This is a genomic window from Clostridioides sp. ES-S-0010-02, from assembly GCA_020641055.1.
In the GTDB taxonomy this organism is placed as follows: domain Bacteria; phylum Bacillota; class Clostridia; order Peptostreptococcales; family Peptostreptococcaceae; genus Clostridioides.
This window is the reverse complement of the sequence record CP067345.1, coordinates 536,923-558,344: the sequence shown is the minus strand read 5'-3', so window position 1 is coordinate 558,344 and position 21,422 is coordinate 536,923. Positions and strand designations below refer to the sequence as shown.

18 protein-coding genes and 1 riboswitch are annotated in these 21,422 nt (G+C 27.4%); of the genes, 2 read left to right on the top strand and 16 right to left on the bottom strand.

Features of this window, described 5'->3' with window-relative positions:
- Positions 1-71 precede the first annotated feature (71 nt).
- Complete coding sequence (locus JJC01_03045; GenBank protein ID UDN58858.1) at positions 72-1,421, bottom strand: glucose-6-phosphate isomerase; 1,350 nt, start codon at positions 1,419-1,421, stop codon at positions 72-74.
- A 330-nt stretch (positions 1,422-1,751) separates the two neighbouring features.
- Between JJC01_03045 and JJC01_03040 the strand changes: the two genes are divergently transcribed.
- Entirely contained in the window at positions 1,752-4,796 is a 3,045-nt protein-coding gene (locus JJC01_03040; protein ID UDN58857.1) for a serine hydrolase, read from the top strand.
- A gap of 214 nt (positions 4,797-5,010) precedes the next feature.
- On the opposite strand, the gene JJC01_03035 is transcribed toward JJC01_03040, so the two are convergent.
- The 15 genes from JJC01_03035 to JJC01_02965 form a co-directional block, all read right to left on the bottom strand.
- The gene (locus tag JJC01_03035) at positions 5,011-6,639 is read right to left on the bottom strand and encodes a Na/Pi cotransporter family protein (protein UDN58856.1); all 1,629 of its coding nucleotides are present in this window, start codon (positions 6,637-6,639) and stop codon (positions 5,011-5,013) included.
- A 123-nt stretch (positions 6,640-6,762) separates the two neighbouring features.
- The gene (locus tag JJC01_03030; GenBank protein UDN58855.1) at positions 6,763-8,367 is read right to left on the bottom strand and encodes an FAD-dependent oxidoreductase; all 1,605 of its coding nucleotides are present in this window, start codon (positions 8,365-8,367) and stop codon (positions 6,763-6,765) included.
- A 47-nt stretch (positions 8,368-8,414) separates the two neighbouring features.
- Positions 8,415-8,732 (bottom strand): hypothetical protein, encoded by a 318-nt coding sequence (locus JJC01_03025; protein UDN58854.1) that lies wholly within the window; start codon positions 8,730-8,732, stop codon positions 8,415-8,417.
- 4 nt (positions 8,733-8,736) lie between these two features.
- The gene (locus tag JJC01_03020; GenBank protein ID UDN58853.1) at positions 8,737-9,102 is read right to left on the bottom strand and encodes a hypothetical protein; all 366 of its coding nucleotides are present in this window, start codon (positions 9,100-9,102) and stop codon (positions 8,737-8,739) included.
- An 80-nt stretch (positions 9,103-9,182) separates the two neighbouring features.
- Positions 9,183-10,223 (bottom strand): SEC-C domain-containing protein, encoded by a 1,041-nt coding sequence (locus JJC01_03015; GenBank protein UDN58852.1) that lies wholly within the window; start codon positions 10,221-10,223, stop codon positions 9,183-9,185.
- Between the two features lie 252 nt (positions 10,224-10,475).
- Positions 10,476-11,060 (bottom strand): hypothetical protein, encoded by a 585-nt coding sequence (locus JJC01_03010; GenBank protein UDN58851.1) that lies wholly within the window; start codon positions 11,058-11,060, stop codon positions 10,476-10,478.
- A gap of 14 nt (positions 11,061-11,074) precedes the next feature.
- Positions 11,075-11,518, bottom strand: coding sequence for a hypothetical protein (locus JJC01_03005; GenBank protein UDN58850.1), 444 nt, complete (start codon positions 11,516-11,518; stop codon positions 11,075-11,077).
- Positions 11,519-12,391 carry a pilus assembly protein PilM gene (locus tag JJC01_03000; GenBank protein UDN58849.1) on the bottom strand — a complete coding sequence of 291 codons (873 nt, stop codon included), beginning with the start codon at positions 12,389-12,391 and terminating at the stop codon, positions 11,519-11,521.
- A gap of 261 nt (positions 12,392-12,652) precedes the next feature.
- Positions 12,653-13,003: a type II secretion system protein gene (locus tag JJC01_02995; protein UDN58848.1), complete on the bottom strand. Its 351-nt coding sequence runs from the start codon at positions 13,001-13,003 to the stop codon at positions 12,653-12,655.
- Positions 13,004-13,055: 52 nt separating this feature from the next.
- Positions 13,056-14,141 (bottom strand): type II secretion system F family protein, encoded by a 1,086-nt coding sequence (locus JJC01_02990; GenBank protein UDN58847.1) that lies wholly within the window; start codon positions 14,139-14,141, stop codon positions 13,056-13,058.
- A 151-nt stretch (positions 14,142-14,292) separates the two neighbouring features.
- Positions 14,293-15,672 carry a type II/IV secretion system protein gene (locus JJC01_02985; GenBank protein ID UDN58846.1) on the bottom strand — a complete coding sequence of 460 codons (1,380 nt, stop codon included), beginning with the start codon at positions 15,670-15,672 and terminating at the stop codon, positions 14,293-14,295.
- Positions 15,665-16,345, bottom strand: a complete 681-nt coding sequence (locus tag JJC01_02980; GenBank protein UDN58845.1) for a DUF881 domain-containing protein — start codon at positions 16,343-16,345, stop codon at positions 15,665-15,667. The genes JJC01_02985 and JJC01_02980 overlap by 8 nt, the downstream gene beginning before the upstream one ends.
- A 421-nt stretch (positions 16,346-16,766) precedes the next feature.
- Entirely contained in the window at positions 16,767-17,183 is a 417-nt protein-coding gene (locus JJC01_02975) for an SRPBCC family protein (GenBank protein UDN58844.1), read from the bottom strand.
- Entirely contained in the window at positions 17,180-18,067 is an 888-nt protein-coding gene (locus JJC01_02970) for an AraC family transcriptional regulator (protein ID UDN58843.1), read from the bottom strand. Before JJC01_02970 ends, JJC01_02975 begins: the two co-directional genes overlap by 4 nt.
- 169 nt (positions 18,068-18,236) lie before the next feature.
- Positions 18,237-19,316: an ATP-binding protein gene (locus JJC01_02965; protein UDN58842.1), complete on the bottom strand. Its 1,080-nt coding sequence runs from the start codon at positions 19,314-19,316 to the stop codon at positions 18,237-18,239.
- Between the two features lie 276 nt (positions 19,317-19,592).
- Positions 19,593-19,708, top strand: a riboswitch (FMN riboswitch).
- Between the two features lie 186 nt (positions 19,709-19,894).
- Between JJC01_02965 and JJC01_02960 the strand changes: the two genes are divergently transcribed.
- Positions 19,895-21,265, top strand: coding sequence for an MFS transporter (locus JJC01_02960; protein UDN58841.1), 1,371 nt, complete (start codon positions 19,895-19,897; stop codon positions 21,263-21,265).
- Positions 21,266-21,422: the final 157 nt, after the last annotated feature.

The window sequence follows — 21,422 nt, the reverse complement described above, 5'->3', positions numbered from 1 at the left end:
TTTTGAGTAAACTCTCTTTCGATGATTTCATTATATTATTCTAATCTTAATTAAACCTTAACTATCTAAAATTATTTAAGTCTTTTTTCTAATTCTTCTTTTTCTTTTTCATAACCTGGTTTTCCTAGTAAAGCAAACATATTTTTCTTGTATGCTTCTACTCCTGGTTGGTCAAATGGATTAACTCCTAGTAAATATCCACTTATTCCACAAGCTTTTTCAAAGAAATACACTAAATATCCAAAATTATACTCATCTAACTTAGGTATATTTATTACCAAGTTAGGCACTTTTCCATCAGTATGTGCTAATAGAGTACCTTCAAAAGCTTTATGATTTACAAAATCTACAGTTTTGCCTGCTAAATAATTTAAACCATCTAAATCTACTTCTTCTGAATTTATAGTTATATTTCTCTTAGAACTTTCAACATTAAGTACTGTTTCAAATAAAAGTCTTTTTCCATCTTGAATATATTGTCCCATAGAATGTAAGTCTGTTGAAAAATCTACAGAAGCAGGAAATAATCCTTTATTTTCTTTTCCTTCACTTTCTCCATAAAGTTGTTTCCACCACTCACTCATATAATGTAGTTGAGGTTCATAGTTAACCAATAACTCTACATCTTTTCCTTTTCTATGTAAAATTGTTCTAGCTACAGCATATTTATAACTGTCATTATTTTTTAAGTCAGAATTTTGAAATGCTTCACGAGCATCATTTGCACCATTCATTATGGCATCAATATCAAGTCCTGCAGCTGCAATAGGAAGTAATCCAACAGCTGTCAATACAGAAAAACGGCCACCTACATCATCTGGTATTACAAAAGTCTCATATCCTTCTTCTGTAGCTAATTGTCTAAGCGCCCCTTTACTTGAATCTGTTGTTGCATATATTCTCTTTCTAGCTTCTTCTTTTCCATATTTTTTTTCTAAATAATTTTTAAATATTCTAAAAGCAAGAGCTGGCTCTGTAGTAGTACCTGATTTAGATATTACATTTACAGAAACATCTTTACCTTCAATTACATCTAGTAAATCCATAATATATGTTGAGCTTATGTTATGACCTACAAAATATACTTCAGGAGCATTTCTTTGCTCTTTTTTAAGCCCATTTCTAAAAGAATGACTTACCATGTCTATCGCAGCTCTTGAACCCAAATAAGAGCCTCCTATACCGATTACTAGAAGAACCTCAGAATCAGATTTTATCTTCTCAGCAGATTTTTTTATTCTAGCAAACTCTTCCTTATCATAATTTTTAGGAAGGTCTATCCATCCTAAAAAAGTATTTCCTAAACCAGTTTTATTATGTAACATATCATGTGCCACATCTACATACGGCTGCATGACATCTATTTCTTTTTGGCAAAAAAATTCCGTAGCTTTACTATAATCAAAATTTATTTTTCCCATTTAAATCCCTCTTTTCAGCATATGCGTTTTACAGAGATTATAACATAAAATCTAGGTGTTTTTTTAAAAAGTTTGCCACAAAATAATGCATATATCCTCAAGCATTATTAGGAAATCGATTCTTCTAAATATTACAACTATTTGTCAATTATAAAATTTTAATTAAATAAATGAATAGTCCAATAGCAAAATGTTATCTTTTTATTTCTCTCATATATATAAAATGTAACTTATTATAAATGTATTTTTCTTAACAATAATCTGTTGATTAAAATAATTAAGAATGTTATGCTAATTGTAATTATTAAAAGGGAAAAGAGGTAATTTAATATGTTTAAGCAAATATTATTTAAGTTATTATCTAGCACATTGGTACTTAGTATGTTATTTACAGCTACTCCAAGTATTGCTTTTGCTGATAATGACACAAACAATATCTCCGATAAGTATCAAAGCTCTGATATAGAGTTAAATGATTATAGTAAAGGTTCGGAGTCTTACACAAAAACTAGAGCTCTTGCTAAAGAGAAAATTCAAACTTTACTATCTAAATACGGAGCTGTAAGCGCTCAATATGCTCTAATTGATAATGGTAAAATTGAGATTTCTGGAAATGGTGGAGTATACAGCAAACAAGATAATAAAAATTTAACTAAGGATAATATGTACAATATTGCATCTATCAGTAAAGTATTTACTACTACAGCTGTTATGAAATTGGTTGAACAGGGAAAAGTAAATTTAGATACTCCTGTTGTAAAATATATACCTGAATTTAAAATGGCTGATGATAGATATAAAGAAATCACTCCAAGAATGTTATTAAATCACTCATCAGGGCTAATGGGAAGTAGTTTTAAAAATGCCCTTTTATTGGGAGACAATGATTCTTATAATCATGATAATTTCTTAGAAGAATTAAAGAAACAAAGATTAAAAGCTAAGCCAGGAGCTTTTTCTGTTTATTGTAATGATGGATTTACTTTAGCTGAAATTTTAGTAGAAAGAGTATCTGGTATGTCATTTACTAATTTTCTTGATAAATACATAAACAATCCACTTAACTTACAAAACACAAAAACTCCAGAAAATAGCTTTGATAGTTCAAAACTTGCAAAAGCCTATGTACCTTATTGGGAAGATGCAGTTCCACAAGATAACCTTAATACTATAGGTGCAGGTGGTTTATATTCAAGTGCAGAAAATCTATGTACATTTGCACAAACATTTATGAAAAAATCAAATGGAATTCTTTCTCCTGCTTCAGTAAAAGCTATGGAAAATAAAGAATATTTAAATGGTCTATGGCCTGAGGGAGAAGACTCTATCCTTGGATATGGTTTAGGATGGGATTGTGTCAACACTTATCCATTTAATCAATATAATCTAAAAGCACTTACAAAAGGTGGAGATTCTTTATTATTCCATAGTAATCTTACAGTGCTTCCAGATGAAAATATGGCAGTTGCAGTTGTTTCTTCTGGTGGAAGTAGTCAACTTAACGAAGTAATTGGGCAAGAAATTTTACTATCTGCATTAAAAGAAAAAGGTAAAATTAAAGAAATAAAACCTGATAAAACATTTAGTAAGCCACAACAAGTCAAAATGCCAAGTTACTTAAAAGAAAATAGTGGACTTTATGCTTCTTCAAATATGCTAAAAGTTGATGTTAATGATAATGGTACTCTAACAGTATCTTCTCCATACATAGAAAATGGACCTAAAGATAAATATGTATACATAGGTCAAGATAGATTCGTATCTGAAAAAGGTAATAGTTGCCTAAAATTTGTAAAAGAAAAAAATAATATCACATATTTAAATATGAGCTCTTATGATGATGTTCCTGGATTAGGTCAGACAGCAAGTTTATACTATGTAGCTCAAAAGGTAGATGACAATAATATATCAAATAGTGTCAAAGAAGCATGGGAAAAAAGAGGTGAAAAAGGTTACTATCTAGTAGATGAAAAATATACTTCTCAATACTATATGTTTGGCTCTGTTAAAGCAATGCTTGGTGTTTCTGATAAAACTCCAGGTTTTTTAGCTAATACTAAAATAATAGATGAGAATAATTCAAATGCTTTTATAGAAATACCTGGTGTAATGGGTCGTGATTTGAGTGATATCAAACTGTATAAAGAAAATGGTACAGAATACCTAAAATTTGCAACACAAACATATGTAAGTGAAGATTCCCTAACTAATTTATCATCAGAAAAATCTTTTACATATCAAATAGATTCAAAAGGGTATGCAAAATGGTACAAAATTGGCGATGATATAGCAAATAAAAAAATAGAAGTTAATCTTCCTCAAAATTCATCTTTTGCAGTTTATGATGATAAAGGAACTCCTGTAAATTACTCTTTAGTGACAAAGAATAATAGAGTTAGATTGCCAAAAGGAGGCGTAATAGCTTTCTTAGGAAGTCCAAATGCCAAATTTGAAGTTACATACCAAGATGAAGTAAATGCAAATGCATTAACAGGAACTGATAGATATGAAACTTCTATTAAGATAAGCCAAGCAGGTTGGGAAAATGCTGAAAATGCTGTTTTAATAAATGATTCTGCAATTGCAGATGCTTTGGCTGCAACACCATTTGCATATAAAAAAGATGCTCCTATATTGTTAACTGGAAGTTCTCAAATAAATGAGAAGACTTTAGCTGAATTAAAGAGATTAAAAGTTAAAAATGTATATGTAATCGGTGGTGAAGCTTCTGTAAACGAAAAATCTTTAGATACTATAAAGTCAGATAATATGTCTGTATCTAGAATTTCAGGAAATGATAGATATGAGACTTCTCTAAATCTTGCTAAAGAATTAAAAGGAATTAGTAATGTATCAAAAATATCAGTAGTTAATGGTGAAAAAGGATTAGCAGATGCAGTAAGTATTGGTGCAGCATCAGCTCAAAATGATATGCCTATAATACTTACTAATGAAAATAGTAATATAACTGAAATAAATGATTTATTCAAAGATAAAAAAATAGATAAATCTTATATAATAGGTGGAGAATATACAGTTTCTAAAAATATAGAAAACAAACTTAAAAATCCACAAAGAATATCAGGTAGTACTAGAAATGAAACAAATGCAAAAGTAATAAAAGAGTTTTACAAAGATTCTAATATAAATAACCTATATGTAGCTAAAAATGGAATCAATAAACAAGATGATTTAATAGATGGTTTATCTGTTGGGGTTTTAGCTGGAAAAACTAAATCTCCTGTAATACTAGTAGGAAATTTACTAGACTATAGTCAAAAAGAACTATTTAAAACTATGAGATTTAAATCAGTAACACAAATTGGTGGAAATGGAAATGAAAATTCATTTAAACAAATTAAAGAAATAGCTTAACATTTTGATTATAAAATATACAGTGTTATAAACAAATGGTATCGCCATTAGACATTGAAACAATTATTCTTTATGATGATTCATTAAGAATAATTAGCCTAAATTTTAAAGGAGTTGAACTTAAAATTTGATTAGAAAAAATCAATTTTAAGACAACTCCTTCTTTTTTGTTCATTATCTATTTTAATTCTTACTTTATTTTAAATTACCATTTTTAATCAGTTCCCAATCTCTTAGCTATAACTTGTTGTGCTATATTAACAGCGTGGTCAGATATTCTTTCTAGATTACTTATTACATCTAAATAAATAACTCCATTTTCTATACTACATAAATTGTTATTCAATCTATACATATGATTAGCTCTACAAGATTTCTCCATTATATCAACTTGCTCTTCAATTTTTATAACCTTACAAGCTAAATCCACATCATCAGTTCTCATTGACTCTAAAGCATAAGTATAAGCTGAAACAACTTTATTGTACATAATATCAAGTTCAGCTTGTCCTTCTTCAGAGAAAGAAATATTTGAATCTATTGCAACTTGAGATAATTCAGCTATATTTTTAGCATGGTCACCAATTCTTTCTATATCATTAACTGTATTAAATAAGGTGTCTACAACTTCTCTAGAATTATCATCTAAAGGCGCCTTTGAAAGTTTAAGCAAGTAATTTAAGATAGCTTTTTGTAAATCATTTATTAGTTTTTCACGTCTGTATGTCTTATCTATTTTTTCAGTTGAATGTTCTACTAACGCTTCCATAGATGCATTTAAGCTTTCCTTAGCTTTTTCTCCCATACGAAGTGCTTCTTTTATCGTATTGGCAAGAGCTATGGAAGGAGTTTCTATCATTCTATCATCTATATATTTAATAGTCTTAGCTTCATCTTCATCTGCATCACCAGCTTTATCAGGAACAAGCTTAATGGCTAGTTTTATGATAACCTTTGTAAATGGTAGAAGTATTAAGACGGATATAATATTAAACAATGTGTGTGTATTAGCTATTTGTCTTGCAACATTACTTGGGTCCCAACTTGTAACTAAATTTACAATTGGTTTATTCAACAACAATAAGAATATTACTGTTCCCAAAACATTGAAGATTAAATGCATCATAGCTGCTCTTCGTGCATTTTTATTAGCACCAATACTTGATAGCAATGAAGTTACACATGTACCAATGTTTTGACCATAAAGAATTGGTAATGCTGCTGCTAGTGGTATTAAACCTTCTGCTGCTAATGCAACCAACATACCCATAGATGCACTTGAACTCTGTATTATTGCTGTAATACCAAATCCTAATAATAGTCCAAGTAGCGGATAATTACCAAATGTAACAAGTAAATCCGTGAACCCTTGATAGTCCTTTAATGGTTCAACTGCCATTTTCATAAAATCCATACCTGTAAATAATATCCCAAAACCTATAAGTATCTCGGCTATATTTTTTATTCTAGGTTTATTTCCAAATAAATAAAGTATAATACCTATACCTAATGCTACTGGAGCCATTCCAGCTAAATCAAAAGATACTAATTGGGCTGTAACAGTAGTACCTATATTAGCACCCATTATAACCCCTATTGCTTGTTTTAAAGTCATTATGCCTGCATTTACGAAACCAACAACCATTACAGTAGTAGCACTTGAACTTTGTATTACTGCTGTAACTCCTGTACCTACTAAAACTCCCATAAATAGATTACTAGTAAGTAATTTTATTATCTTTTTTAATTTTGTCCCAGCAGATTTTTGCAGACCTTCTCCCATAAGGTTCATACCATATAAGAACAGCCCTAATCCACCCATTAGACTTATTATAATGTTCAAATTATTTCCTCCTTGTAAAGAGATTACTATATTTAAAAATTTTATAACCTATTGTATTTTATCAAATTATAGGAGTAGTAATGTTAAATTCATGTTAAATATTAAAAATTCATTAAGTTTCTGTTAAATTTTTGTGTTATTAGCATATTTTTGTATTATTTTTTCTGAACATTTTATACCATCTACTGCTGCTGTGACTATTCCACCTGCATATCCAGCACCTTCACCACAAGGATATAAATTTTTAATACTTATTGACTCCAAACTGTTTTCATCTCTTACTATTCTTATTGGTGATGATGACCTAGTTTCTACACCTGTTAAAACTGCATCATGCATTGCAAATCCATTTAATTTTTTATCAAGAGATATAAATGCTTCTCTCATAGTTTCTACCACAAAACTAGGCAAACATTCATTCAAATTTGTAAGCTTGTATCCAGGTTTGTATGATGGTTCAACACTTCCTAAATTTTCAGAAGTCTTATTATTAATAAAATCTCCAACAAGTTGAACTGGCGCATTGTAATTTTTACCACCTAATTCAAAAGCTAATTTCTCATATTTTTGCTGAAAATGAACCCCTGCTAGTGGATTATCACTATCAAAATCTTCTGGAAGTACATTTACTAGAAATGCACTATTAGCATTTGTTTTATCTCTTGCATGTTCACTCATTCCATTTGTAACTATTTCAAAATCATTTGATGCAGATGCTATGACACTGCCTCCTGGACACATACAAAAAGTATATGCTGTTCTTCCATTTGAGACATGTTCTATAAGTCTATAATCAGCAGCTCCTAGTCGAGGGTGATTATAAAATTCCTTATACTGTGCTTTATTTATCAAGTCTTGAGGATGTTCAATTCTAGCTCCTATTGCAAATGGTTTCTGAATTATTTTTACACCTCTTGAATGCAACATCTCATAAGTATCTCTTGCACTATGCCCAACAGCTAATATGACTGCATCTGTATCTATTTTTTCACTATCATTTACAATTACAGATTGTATAGAATTATTTAATACAACTATATCTGTAACTTTTGAATCAAATTTAACTTGTCCACCTAGATTTATTATTTCATTTCTTATATTTTTAACTACACTTTTTAATATATCTGTACCAACATGTGGCTTATGTGAATATAATATTTCATCTGGTGCTCCAAACTGAACTAATTCTTCTAGCACTTTTCTACATCGTATATCTTTTATTCTAGTTGTGAGTTTCCCATCTGAAAAAGTTCCTGCTCCACCTTCTCCAAATTGAACATTTGAATTATTTTTAAACTTTCTAGTCGTCCAAAAATTACTTATATCCTTGGTTCTACTATCAACATCAAGACCTCTTTCAAGTATAATTGGTTCATAACCCATTTGAGCCAAAATAAGCCCTGCAAATAGACCAGCTGGTCCACTTCCAATTACTAAAGGTCTATTATTCAATTTTTTATGACCCATAGCTACATTCACATATTTTATATCTTTTATTTTTGTTACATCTTTTATTTTTGAGTTTAGTATTTTACTTTCATCTCTAACTTCTACATCTACAGAATAAACAAATTCCATCTTCCCTTTTTTTCTAGCATCTATAGATTCTTTATATATACTATATTTTATTAAGTTTTTTTCTTTTATTCTTAATTTCTTAAGTACAATATCTTTTAATAAAGATATATCTTTATCGATTCCAAGTTTTATATTAGATACCCTTAACATATTGTTTTCCTCTCTTAGATTATAATATAAAAAAGCTAGGGTTACTCCTAGCTTTCTACAAATATAACTTCTATATTCTCTTTTACTAGATTTTCTACCCAAATTTCGTCTAGCACAAATTTCTTTATTTTGTCTACAATAAGTTCTTTATCCAAATCTTTTTTTAGATTTTTTACTAAAACCATTGCTTCAACTGATTTATTCAATCTTTCAACGTATAAAGAATTAACTTTAATTAATATAACCCTTAATTCACATATATATAAATCTTCACTACCTAAAGTGATTTCATCATCGTATTTATATACACTAAATTCATATATGTTTTCATATGGTGTTATATTTTCTATACCAATAAACTCCATTAACTTATCCTCTTTTAGTTATAAGGCCTCTTATAACTTTCATGTTATTAAATACCTTTTCTAAGAAGTTTTCTGCTTCTTCATTATCCAAAAGATTTATTTCAAGATTTTCATTTTCTACAATATTTTTAGATTTGCAGTACTCCTTAGCAACTTCTACTAGTTCATTTTTTCTATACATAGATAAATCGAACTCTTTATAGTCTATTATTATATATTGTTTAGTATCAGGTGATACACCGTTATTATATCCTATTTCTATATGATAAATAACTGCATATATTTCTTCTCCATCGTATACAGGTACTGCTGGGTTAGATTTTATAAAGTTTGTTGATACAGCAATTGCATTTCCTAAACTAAGACTCATTATTAATACCTCTTTCTACACATTATACATATATTATACTATAGATTCTTTATCTATGACTTAAAGCTTTTTATAATTAATTAAGATATTTTTAAATCTTTGTATCTTTTTCCTAATGTACTAGAGCTTATATCATATTTTTTTGATATTTGCACTTGAGTTATAGGTTGTCCTGCTTCTTTCTTAACATAGTACTCAACAGCAGCTGCCCAACCACTTTCAGCTCCTTTTATATTTTCATGACTTTTCTTATATTCATTCCAGAACTCTATACATGCATCTATATTTTCTTTTTCCACATTTTCTTTAAGAGTATCTAAAACTTTACATTCTACTTCAGCTAATTCACCTTCTAAATTAACTTTTTTACTATCATTTTTATCTCTTTCTCTTTTTAAATATTCGGCTATACTTGGGTCTAAAAGCTGTTGTATATATTTATATAATACATGTGTATGATAAATTAAGAACGTCTTCATATCTTTATATAGGTCTTTATATTGATTAAATAAATTCATAACATCATTTAAAATTATATCTTTAACTTCATTTGATATACTTATAGTTACATCTATTAATATATTAGTTCCTTCAACATCAATTATTCTAGCTATCATACAGCTTCCGATTTTAAAGCTTCTTAGAAGCTTTACATCTTCTGTGTAAAGTTCTTTCCCACTTAAACAATCTCTTAAAACTATTTTTCCTGTAGAAATTTCTTTTACTTCGTAAATGCTTACATAGGATTCAAACAAACTTTTTAATATTGAAATTTCTGATTGACTTAGGTTTGCACCATTCTCTTCAAGAAATCCAACCGTCATGACCTTTTTATTTTCCATTATGTGGTCTTGTATTAAATACGTATTAAAAAATCTTTCGAACTTTTCATTTACAGTATCATTTTGCATTATATAAAACATTTCTTTAGCTTTTTCACATTCATCTTTGAATCTATCCTGTCTTGAATAATCATATAATTTTGAATATAAATCTGTATATTGCTTTTGTGAAAGTTCAGTTTTTCTGCTTGCTCTTTCTGAAACAATATCTTTATTTAAACAACATTTCTTGTATTTTTTGCCACTTCCACAAGGGCATAGCTCATTTCTCCCTAACAATATGACTTCCACTCCCTTATTATTAAATTAAAGTACAATTTGTTATTATACCATTTTTTTATCAATCAATCTATAGTATAAGCAAATATTATCTCAAATTTACTTATATTTTGGTATAATATATTCACTTTAATTAGGATTTCGATAAAATCACTAACAATCCCTCTTACAGAAATGGATTATCGTAAAACTAATTCTTCTATAAAGTTTTATGAACTGATAATAGTTTTTTACTTTATCTATTCTTTTTTGTTATGTGACTCTAATTGTCATTTTACATTCTACAAGATTGTTTTTTTCTTGTTTATATTCGTTTGAAATGTTTTTGGCCTCAAGATTACTTGTTTTTAATTTATTAATTTCTATTTTTTCAATTTTATTATGTAACCTTAAGTTCTTCATTACACCTTCAAGTTTCAACACATTTTCAAGTTCTCCATTAACTTTTACTTCTAAATTAGTTTGTTTTTTACTGTAGTTGTCTAAGCTACTTTCTTGATTGATGTATTCCACATTTACAATATCTCTCAATTCATTTTCTACTAATAATACTATATCTTTATTTGTTTTTTTATCTAAAAATGAGTTATTAAAATTATTTTTTAATTTTGTATTACTATCTAATTCAACATTTTTTACATATCTATCATCTTTGTACCCATTACCTTTAATTTTGTAATTATCTTGTCGTTTTATTTCATTCACTATATTTTGTTTTTCTTTCTTCAAATTAGTTAGGTTCTCTTCTAGAGGTCTGGACATTACATTAACTACTAATACAATAATTAATATTAGCAATATTTTCATCAGATTTTTTTCTCTCTTATTTAATTTCAAAATTAATCACCTGTCTAACTTTTTATTCTAAATTTATAACATTCTCCATCTCTTATAATGCTGTCTATATAGTAATATTTTATGTAATTTATTTTTTTTAAATTATCTAAAATATCTAGATTATCACATACTCCTTCCATCTCCATTTTGTTTTTATCTATAGATATTTTAGTAATGTTATCTGTTCCAACTGTTTCATATATTTTTTTAATTTCATCAAGCTTTATTCTAGAAAACTTTTCTTTTGTTTTTTCCAGATTTGGTACAGTATATTTAGACTCATTTATGGGTTTATTGTGACTTATATAATTTTCTAATTCATTTATAGATTTCATATACATAAACATTTTTAATGAAACACATATTAAAATTGATATTATCGTTATTTTATAGATTTTATTATATTGCTTAGTTTCTTTAAATCCATTTAAAAAATTTATTGTTTTATAAGCTTTCATTTAAATAATCATTCCTATACTGCTTATATAAATTATACTAGTATCTCTTAAGCCCTTATCAAAATTATTTTCCACCCTTACTTTCTTTTTTAATCTCAATGGATTTACTTCAGCAATTTTTTCTGTATCTTTAAAATACTCTTCTATAAAACAATTTTCTATACCATAATAATAAACATATTTAAATCTACTTATTATTTTTTTTACTGAGTCATAGGATTTTATTTCTTTTGACAACAGATATGTTTCTTCTATTTTCTTATTTTTTGTTATGTTTATAATAAATTGATTTTTTTTGCATTCTATAAACACTCCATCTTCTATAAAATTATCTATTAAATTTAAACTTATAAGTTTTTGTAGTATATCAAAATTTATGTTTATCGCTTTTGGGTTCATATTTAGACTTTCTGAAATGATTTTAATTACTTTGATAATATTTTTAGGAAAAAGAATTACTTGTATATTTAACTTATCCTTACTAGAGTTTATAATTTTATATTTTATTGAATAGTTATTTATATTTATTGGAATATATTGTGTTATCTCAAATTCTATCATGTTTAATATGTCTCTTTTTTTCTTAGTATTCAATATCTCAATATTTCTAATAACTATGTCTTGAGTTTGAATATTAAAGTACAAATTTTTGTATGATTTTTTTATATTATTTATTTCATCTTTTACTAATTTTACTACATTTTCTACATATCCAGTTTTTTCAATCTCATCAATATCACTTTTAATATTAAAGCTAACTTCTTTTATAATAGATTTATCTATAAATATTTTTTTATAGTTTTTTCTTAAAAGTACAACCCTTATATAATCGTCATTTATTTCTAAAGTTAAAAATTTTTTAATTATAACCATCTCCTCCTTAGGTGATAATAGCTTTTAAATTTTACACAGTATATTTGATTTTTACAAAGCCTATACAGTATTTATATAGCCATATTTTAATTATATAAATACTTAATCTTTTATTTATGCATATATTAACTTTAAATAATCAATACCTATTTAAATCATTTAATTATGTTTTGAATTAAACTTAATATATCTACAATTCATTATAATTTAATACTAAAAATATCTTTATAATTTGACACTAAAAACGTATAAAAACAAATATTATCTCGGATAAAATTGTTTTGAGTTTACATTTACACTTATATCTGTACCATTATCACTTATAACAAGTTCAAACTTACCTGATGTACTTTGAGGAACTGGAACTGTACTTAGATAACCTTTTTCTTTAAGTGATTCTACACTTAGAGATTCAACTATATTTTCATCATCATTAATAGCCATACTCGCTGCGGTTACTATATTAGCTGCGTTTGTATAATCAGCATTTATCTTAGCACTTTCTTGGACCTTACCATATTTAACTAATGCTATACTAGATATGACGCCTAAAATTGTTACTACTACAATCATCTCAACAAGTGTAAATCCTTTTCGTTTTTTATTTATCAATTAAATTTTCGCTCCTTTTTAAAAGTTTTATTTAGTAAAATTTATTTTTATATTAGAAACTAGTAATTGCATCAAACATTGGAATAACCATTGATAAAACAAAAACTCCAACAATCAATCCCATGAATACAATTATTACAGGCTCTACAAATTTCATTATCTGCTCTATTTTATTATTTAATTCATTTTCATAAAATCTGTTTATTACATCTAGACTCTTATCGAGTTTTCCACTTTCTTCACCTGTATTTGCCATTGAAACAAATAACTTAGGAAATATATTTGCTAGATTCAAAGACTTACCTATACTATTTCCTTTTTTTATATAATTATTAGAAATCTTTAGTCTTTCATAAATGAATTCATTATCTATGACACTTGCTGACATCTCTATTGCATCCACTATTTGTATCCCACTACTAAGTAAAATAGATAATGCCCTTGAAAATCTAGTTGTAGCTATTAATTGATTAACTCCTTTTAAAAAAGGTATTTTGAACTTAAATAAATTAATTAATTTCTTTAGTTTATTATTTATTATAAAAAAATAAATAGTTACTATTGAAATCAATATAAGACTAAATATTAAATAACCTAGATGATTTGTAACTATTATAGAAATTCCTATTAAAACCTTAGTTATGAAAGGTGGTTCAATTCCATTACTGGCAAAAACCACCTGAAAATTTGGTATCACAAATATAAAGATAAATACTATTGATATTACAGATAATATGATAAGTATTATTGGATAGATTAAAATAGTTATTATTTTTGTTTTTAATTTATATTCTTTATCGTAATAATTAGATAAATCGCTCATTATTATATCTAAGTTTCCGCTGGTTTCACCCGCTTTTATCATACTTATAAAAAATTTAGAAAATGTTCCTGTGATTTGAAATGATTCTGCTATGGAATTCCCCTTTTGAATATGATTTGATACTGTATTAAACAAACTTTTTACTTTTTTACTAGATTGTCCTTCAATAACTTGAAATATCTTTGTAATTTCACATCCAGATTCTAGTAAAATACCTATTTCTTTGCAAATTATTCTAAGCTCTTTATCACGAATCTTGTTTAAGAGTAAATGAATCTTGTCTAAATTATAAAATATATTTTTAGATAATTTCATGTATTATAATTCCTTCCAAATTATATTAATTACAATTAAATAATCTCGATATTTTCTAATTTAATATGTTAATTTTATTTTATCTAGATATGATTTACAATCGAGAATTTTTATTAAAATCGATTGTATGAAGTTTGATTACACTGTTTAATTAAATTATTTCGTTTACTACTAAACATTCTTCTAATGTTGTTATTTTTTCATTTATTAGCCTTTGGCAGCTATCTTCAAATGTTATCATTCCATTTTTTTGTGCTACTTCTTTAACAATACTAGAATCCTTCATATCCCTTATACATGTTTTTATATCATCATTGATTTCTAGAATTTCATAAATTGCTGTTCTACCAAAATAACCTTTGTCATTGCATTTTTCACAGCCTACAGCTACTTTAGTATTTACATCTCCACTAAAATCATCTTTTATCATAATCTCATGACTACAATGATTACAAACCTTTCTAACTAGTTTTTGAGATATTACACCTATAAGAGATGCATTTAAAAGATATGGTGGGATTTGCATTTCCAATAGTCTAGCTATAGAAGATACTGCATCATTAGTATGCAAAGTGCTTATAACTAAATGGCCTGTTATAGCGGCTCTTACTGCTATCTTAGCTGTTTCTGCATCTCTGATTTCTCCAACCATTATTATATCTGGGTCTTGTCTTAATATAGCTTTAAGACCTACGTCAAAACTCAACCCTACTTTTGAATTTACTTGTATTTGACTTATTCCATCCATCTTGTATTCTACTGGATTTTCTATAGTCATTATATTTTTGTTTATCCCTCTTAAATCATTTAATAAGGAATATACTGTAGTAGTCTTTCCACTCCCTGTAGGCCCTGTTACTAATAATATTCCGGCTCTTTTACTTATTATACGATTTATAGAATTTATCGCTTCTTCTGAAAATCCAAGTTCTGATTTATCTTTTAAAAAAGTATCTCTATTAAGGATTCTCAAAACAATTTTTTCACCATATACAGTTGGGATTGATGAAACTCTAATGTCAATTAAGCTATCATCTAGCTTTATGTCTACTCTTCCATCTTGAGGAAGTCTTTTTTCTGTTATGTCCATTGAAGCTTTTAATTTAACAACTGTAGCTAATGCTGGATAAACATCTATTAAAAATTTTGATATTTCTTTTAACTCTCCATCAACTCTCATTCTAACTATCAAATGCTCTTTAAATGGTTCTATATGTATATCACTTGCGTTCTCTTTTATAGCTTTCTCTATAAGATTTTCAAATAATTTTTTTGCATAATTTTCATCAAGTTCAAAGCTATTGTAATATTTTTCTATCTTCTCACTTATAAGTTCTCTTCTTTCTTTTTTTAATATAATTTCTTTCCCTGTTGCTAGTCTCAAGTCTTGTAGTGCATATATGTCTTCATCTTCTATTTCTACTACTAGATTATCATCTTGAAATTCCACTGGAAATACATTATATTTTTTTGCAAGTTTTTCTGGTATTAACATTGGTAAACTGCTTTCCTCTAATATAATCTTACTCACCCTTTATATACTTTAATTTATTAGGTATTTTTAGTTTTTTCATAGAGATATTTTCTTCAGCTTTTATACTAACTTTCATTGGATAAGTACTTTGTATACTATCTAAATATTTACTACCTTTATCTACGTAACTAGATAGTTTATCTTTATCACCAATACATTTTATTTCATAGGGTTGTGCCACTGGAACTCCATTTATATTTATATGGCTACCTGCAAGTACAACTTCTGAGTACTGATTAATTCTTTGACCATTTATTTCTATGTATTTTCCTCCATTTGCTTTTAATTCATTTATGACTTTCACAAGGATTTTATTGTAGTCTATGCTATTGGCAATGTTTCCTGTTTTTTCATCTATGGCATCTATACTTAATACTATTCCGCTACCATTTACATCTGAATATGAAAGACTCTCCCTAAGACTTTCTATTTTAGAGATTTCATCAGAATTCTTTTGATTTTTCTTCATTGAATTAATTTCTTTATCTAATTTATCTTTCTCTTTTGCCAGTTCTTTTATAGATTTTCTTGTTATTCTTATTTCTTTTCTTATTGACTTATCCTTACTTGTATAAACTGTTTCTTCATTGCTATAATCTCTAAATATGGTTCCAACAAGCATACCTAAAATAGTACTTGCTAGTATTATAAACACATATTGTTTTTTCATACTGTATTACTCCTTACAAATTTATTTTTATATGATAATTTTCTTTAATTAAATATTAAACATTTACATATGCTTATTATATCAGAGTTATATGTTAAAATTCATCTTTAGTATATAATATCATACATTATACTTATGCCCCTACCCTACTAACATCGAATATATGGGTACATTGGATTTTGCTGTAGAAGAAAAAAATAACTTAAGTCGCCTTAAAAATAGTTTTTTCTATTTCCAATTTTTAAATATAATAAAATTAATGCTTTAGAAAATGTAATTGTAAATATAAATCTATTAAAATCTAAAATAGAAAAAGGAAATGAGTTTTTACTAGTTCATTTCCTTTTTATTTATAAATTAAAATATTTCTCCAATATAATTTAATTATAATAAATCTATATGTATACAAAGTATTAATATTTTACATCTCATTTAATTTTCTTTTTAAGTCTTCAACATATTGCATTTGTATTTTTTTTAAGTTCATAAAGAGATAAGATAAAATTTTTATAATAGGATTTTTAACATATATATTTTCTATAAACACTATTTTAGTTTTTTCATTCTCTTCAAAAAATTCACCTTGCCAATTACCATAGAAAAATTTATTTTCCATGTTAAATTTATAAAGCTTATTTTTAGTTTTTTCTGTAACAGTAAATTTTGTACTGTTTCCATCCTTATTGTACTCAATAAAAGTACTTCCATCATCGAATACTTCAATTTTACTTATATCACTTCTCCATTTATAATCACGATTGTCTGTAACTATATTCCAAACTGTTTCCACATCTGCATTAAAATAAGCTGTTATCTCAGATACTCTACATTTTTTCATAAACTCCTCCTATTTTTTATTGGAACCCAAATTTCACTAACATAATCATCTTTATTACTATCTCCTTCAAGGTAAAGTTCAAAATTGAAATCAGCAACTGGTTCATAGCTAGAGCATTGGAAAAACTCACTATATATTTTTACCCATAAGTTTTGAATAGAATTTGGCATGGCACCTGTACACTTAAAAATAGCCCACTTATGAGAAGGTATTTTAAATAAGGTAAATTTATCATTTTTAGGTTTTTCATCTGTCTCAACAGCTGCATAATAATTAAATAATTGTTTGTTTTGTGAAACTGCCATTTCATCTATTCCTAAAATCCCACCTTTTGTAATAGTGTTTTCTTTTACATAAGAAATTAGTTCTCTATACAAACTACTCTTAAACAAGTCTTGCCAAAACCTTGGTATTTGTTTTCTAAATACATCTTCATCTTTCGAAAATTGTTTTTTTAAAGCAATTACTGAAAATTCTCCCTCATCGACAATTTTGTAATCTAAAATATTTCCTCCATCTAAAGATATTTTTAATGTTATCTTGCTAAATGATTTTAGGCTTGAATTTCCTTTTCTAGCAATAGATGGCGTTATTCCATGAAATCTAACAAAGGCTTTAGTAAAGCTTTCTGCTGTTTCGTAACCATATTTAAAAGCTATGTCTATGATTTTACTATTTGAAGTAGTTAATTCAAGCCCAGCTAGTGTTAATCGTCTATTCCTAATATATTCACCAACAGATATACCTACTAATACACTAAACATTCGTTGATAATAAAACACTGACATATTTGTATACCTTGCTAAATATTCATAATCTAACTTTTCTAAAATATTTTCTTCAATATAATCAATAGATTGTTGTAATCCATCTAGCCATTTCATATGTACCCCCATATTTTATAATAAATTTTCTAAATTTTCTTGTCTTTTTGTGCAAAGATTTATCTGTTTAAATTATAGCAAAAAACAGCAAACTGCCATAGCTTCAAAGCCATAGCAGTTTGCTGTTGATTATATATACTAGTTAATATTAATTTTAAACAGACATACTTTATATATTTTCCTCATATTTTGAGATTCTCTTAACTAATTCATCTCTCAATTTTCCTACTTCATCAAATCTCATATTCGGACTATAGTAACTTTCTATAATATCATGTTTTGATTTAGCTCTCTTAAGATTTAAAATTGACCAACAAATTAAGTCATCTAAAACTTTCTCATCAAATTTAATATCTTCTTCGTATTTAAGTAATTTTTCTCTATTTAAAAATTGATTCAAATCAATTGTATCTTCATCTTTAAAAGTACTGCTTATAGTTATTCCTATATCTAAATCAGTTAATAATATAGTTTCAATTTTTTCAGGAATAAGCGGATAGTGATAAACTTCTACATTCAAACCTTTCTCAATTGCTTTTTTGTACACTTTACTCAAAAGTGTAGTTTTCCCAGAGCCTATTTCCCCTGATAAATAATAAACCTTCCCTACATCCTTTAAAATATGTTCTGTATAATCTAAGCATCCTACAGGAGTTATCCCTGAGCCAAATAAATGCTTTTCTTTCTTTAACTTTCCTGTACTATCTACTCCATCAAATAATCTTTTTATGAATTCTTCTGTAACTAAATTTACTTTTCCATAGTCCATACAGTCAGAATATTTTTCCTCGATATCTCTAAAAATTGGCTCTGCTGATTTTAAAAATTTAAATGCTCTTTTAAAAGCATTACTAATATCTTTATCATAGTTTGAAATTTCTTGTCTATTTTTTTCTAACTCCTCTGTATTCCAGTAATCTCCTAAATTAATTATCTCGTCCAAAGCACCTGGGAGTTTAGGGTCTACAGTATGTGGAGCAGTTGCATCCATAAGTACCACGCCTAGTTTCTTTATAACTACACCATCCAACGAACTTGGGTCAGAAGGGCAATGATATAATTCAATATCATATCCTCTATGCAAAAACTCTTTATAAATTTTTTTCATTAGTGAGGATTTTCCTACTCCAGGTCCACCCTTTAAACAAAAAACTCTTTTTACATTTTCCGGAATTATATAGTCAAAAAAAGAATATGAGCCTTGTGATGTGTTTCCACCTGGAAATGCCTTTTTTATCTTTCCTTCCATATTAGCGCCTCCTCATAATTTACCATACCTCTTAATTAAGATATTAATATTATACGAGTTTTGTTACAGCTTTATGCTTTTACTAAATATAAAACTTATCATTCAGCAATGACAATAACTTATTTTACTTAATTTCAATCTATTATTATACTCTAATTTAGGTTTTGTCCAAAAGTATAATAAAACCTTCTATATTGTGGTGTAGCTGTCTGTATTGCTTAAATCTAATTGTCTCGATTGTTATTTTATGTTAAAATAAAATTAAAAAATACATCTGTTTTTCTTCAGAAATGGGTGAAATTCCCTATCGGCGGTAAAAGCCCGCGAGCCTTATGGCAGAATTTGGTCAAATTCCAAAGCCGACAGTAAAATCTGGATGGTAGAAGAAAATAGTATACGAGTACCTTTATGTAATTTTACATGAGTAATCTATACAAATCCTTCAACTACCGCATTTATTCATGAAAATAAACATATTCTAAGGTACCTAAAACATAGGTGCTTTTTTGTTGTTTATTTTGTAACTATACTGTACTTATAAAACAAAATCTACTATGTAAAAGATTGGGGTGTTATCAGTGAAACAAAAATGGATAGTATTAATTATCATCTGTATTGGTGTATTTATGTCTACTCTTGATGGAAGTATACTAAATATCGCAAATCCTACAATTGCTGCCGACTTTAAAATTAATATGTCGCAAATCCAATGGGTAGTTACAGCTTATATGTTGGTTGTAACAGCTACTATGTTGTTTTTTGGGAAACTTGGCGATAAGGTGGGTTCAAATTATCTATATACGTTAGGATTTTTTGTATTTACAATAGGTTCCTTTCTATGTAGTATATCTAATAACCTAACAACATTGATTTTATCAAGAATATTTCAAGCAATTGGAGCAAGTATTTTAATGGCAACTGGACTTGGTATAGTTTCTAATGCATTTCCAGCAAATGAGAAGGGAAAGGCTATAGGAATTACTGGAGCAGTAGTTGGTATAGGGAATATGAGTGGTCCTGTAATTGGTGGAATACTTTTAGAACACTTTGGATGGCCTTCTATCTTCATAATCAATATACCTATTGGTATTATAGCAGTCTTTCTTGGAATAAAATTTCTACCAAAACCTATTTTAGATGAACAAAACAAAAGTTTCGATATTCCAGGACTTCTATTATTTGCATCTTGTACCACACTTATCTTACTTGCAATGAATGGAGAAGGAAATACAAAATGGTATCTAGGAATAGTAGCAATTATAGCATTTTTAATGTTGGTATTAAGAGAAGTAAAATTTGAACAAAGTTTTATTGATTTACCTTTGTTTAAAAATAGAAATTTCACTATAGGCAATATTATTGGAATAGCTTGTTATTTTCCTCAAATGGCAGTATCTTTTCTACTTCCTTTTTATCTAGAGCAACTAAAAAATTTATCTCCTATGATGGCTGGTTCTGTCATGACTGTTCATCCACTTATTATGGTACTTATAGCACCTATTTCCGGTTCTCTTTCTGACAAACATGGTGCAAAAAATATTCTGACTGTATCTTTTTCATTTATGACTATTGCTCTGGTTGGAATGGCACTTTTAAAAGCTGATTCTCCATTATATCTTTTGATTCTATGCTTAATTATTTTTGGCTTTGGATTAGGTTCTTTTAGTTCACCAAACAATAGTAGTATCTTGGCAGACGTTCCTCCTCAAAAACAAGGATATGGGGGAAGTTTTCTTGCAACTGTTCGTAATTTGTCATTTGCTCTTGGAACAGCCTTTTTCAGTAGTTTCTTTGCACAAAGACTTACATATCATCAAAAGTCTACAAGTCATACACTAGCTTATGTTGCGGCTAGTAATCAATCTTACTGGATTGCAGCATCAGTATGCTTTATAGGACTCATACTTACCGTTTGCTTTATGAGAAAGACAGAAAAATCTACTTCTTAGTCAAAATTCATTACTAATTATATAAGTCAGTAAATCTTTAAACAAACTAATTTTATTAATTTTATTAATTTCTAACAATAATTACCGATATTTATTGCTTATAAACAACAAGGATGCCACAAAATTTCCCTTAAAAACATTTTGAGGCATCCTTTAT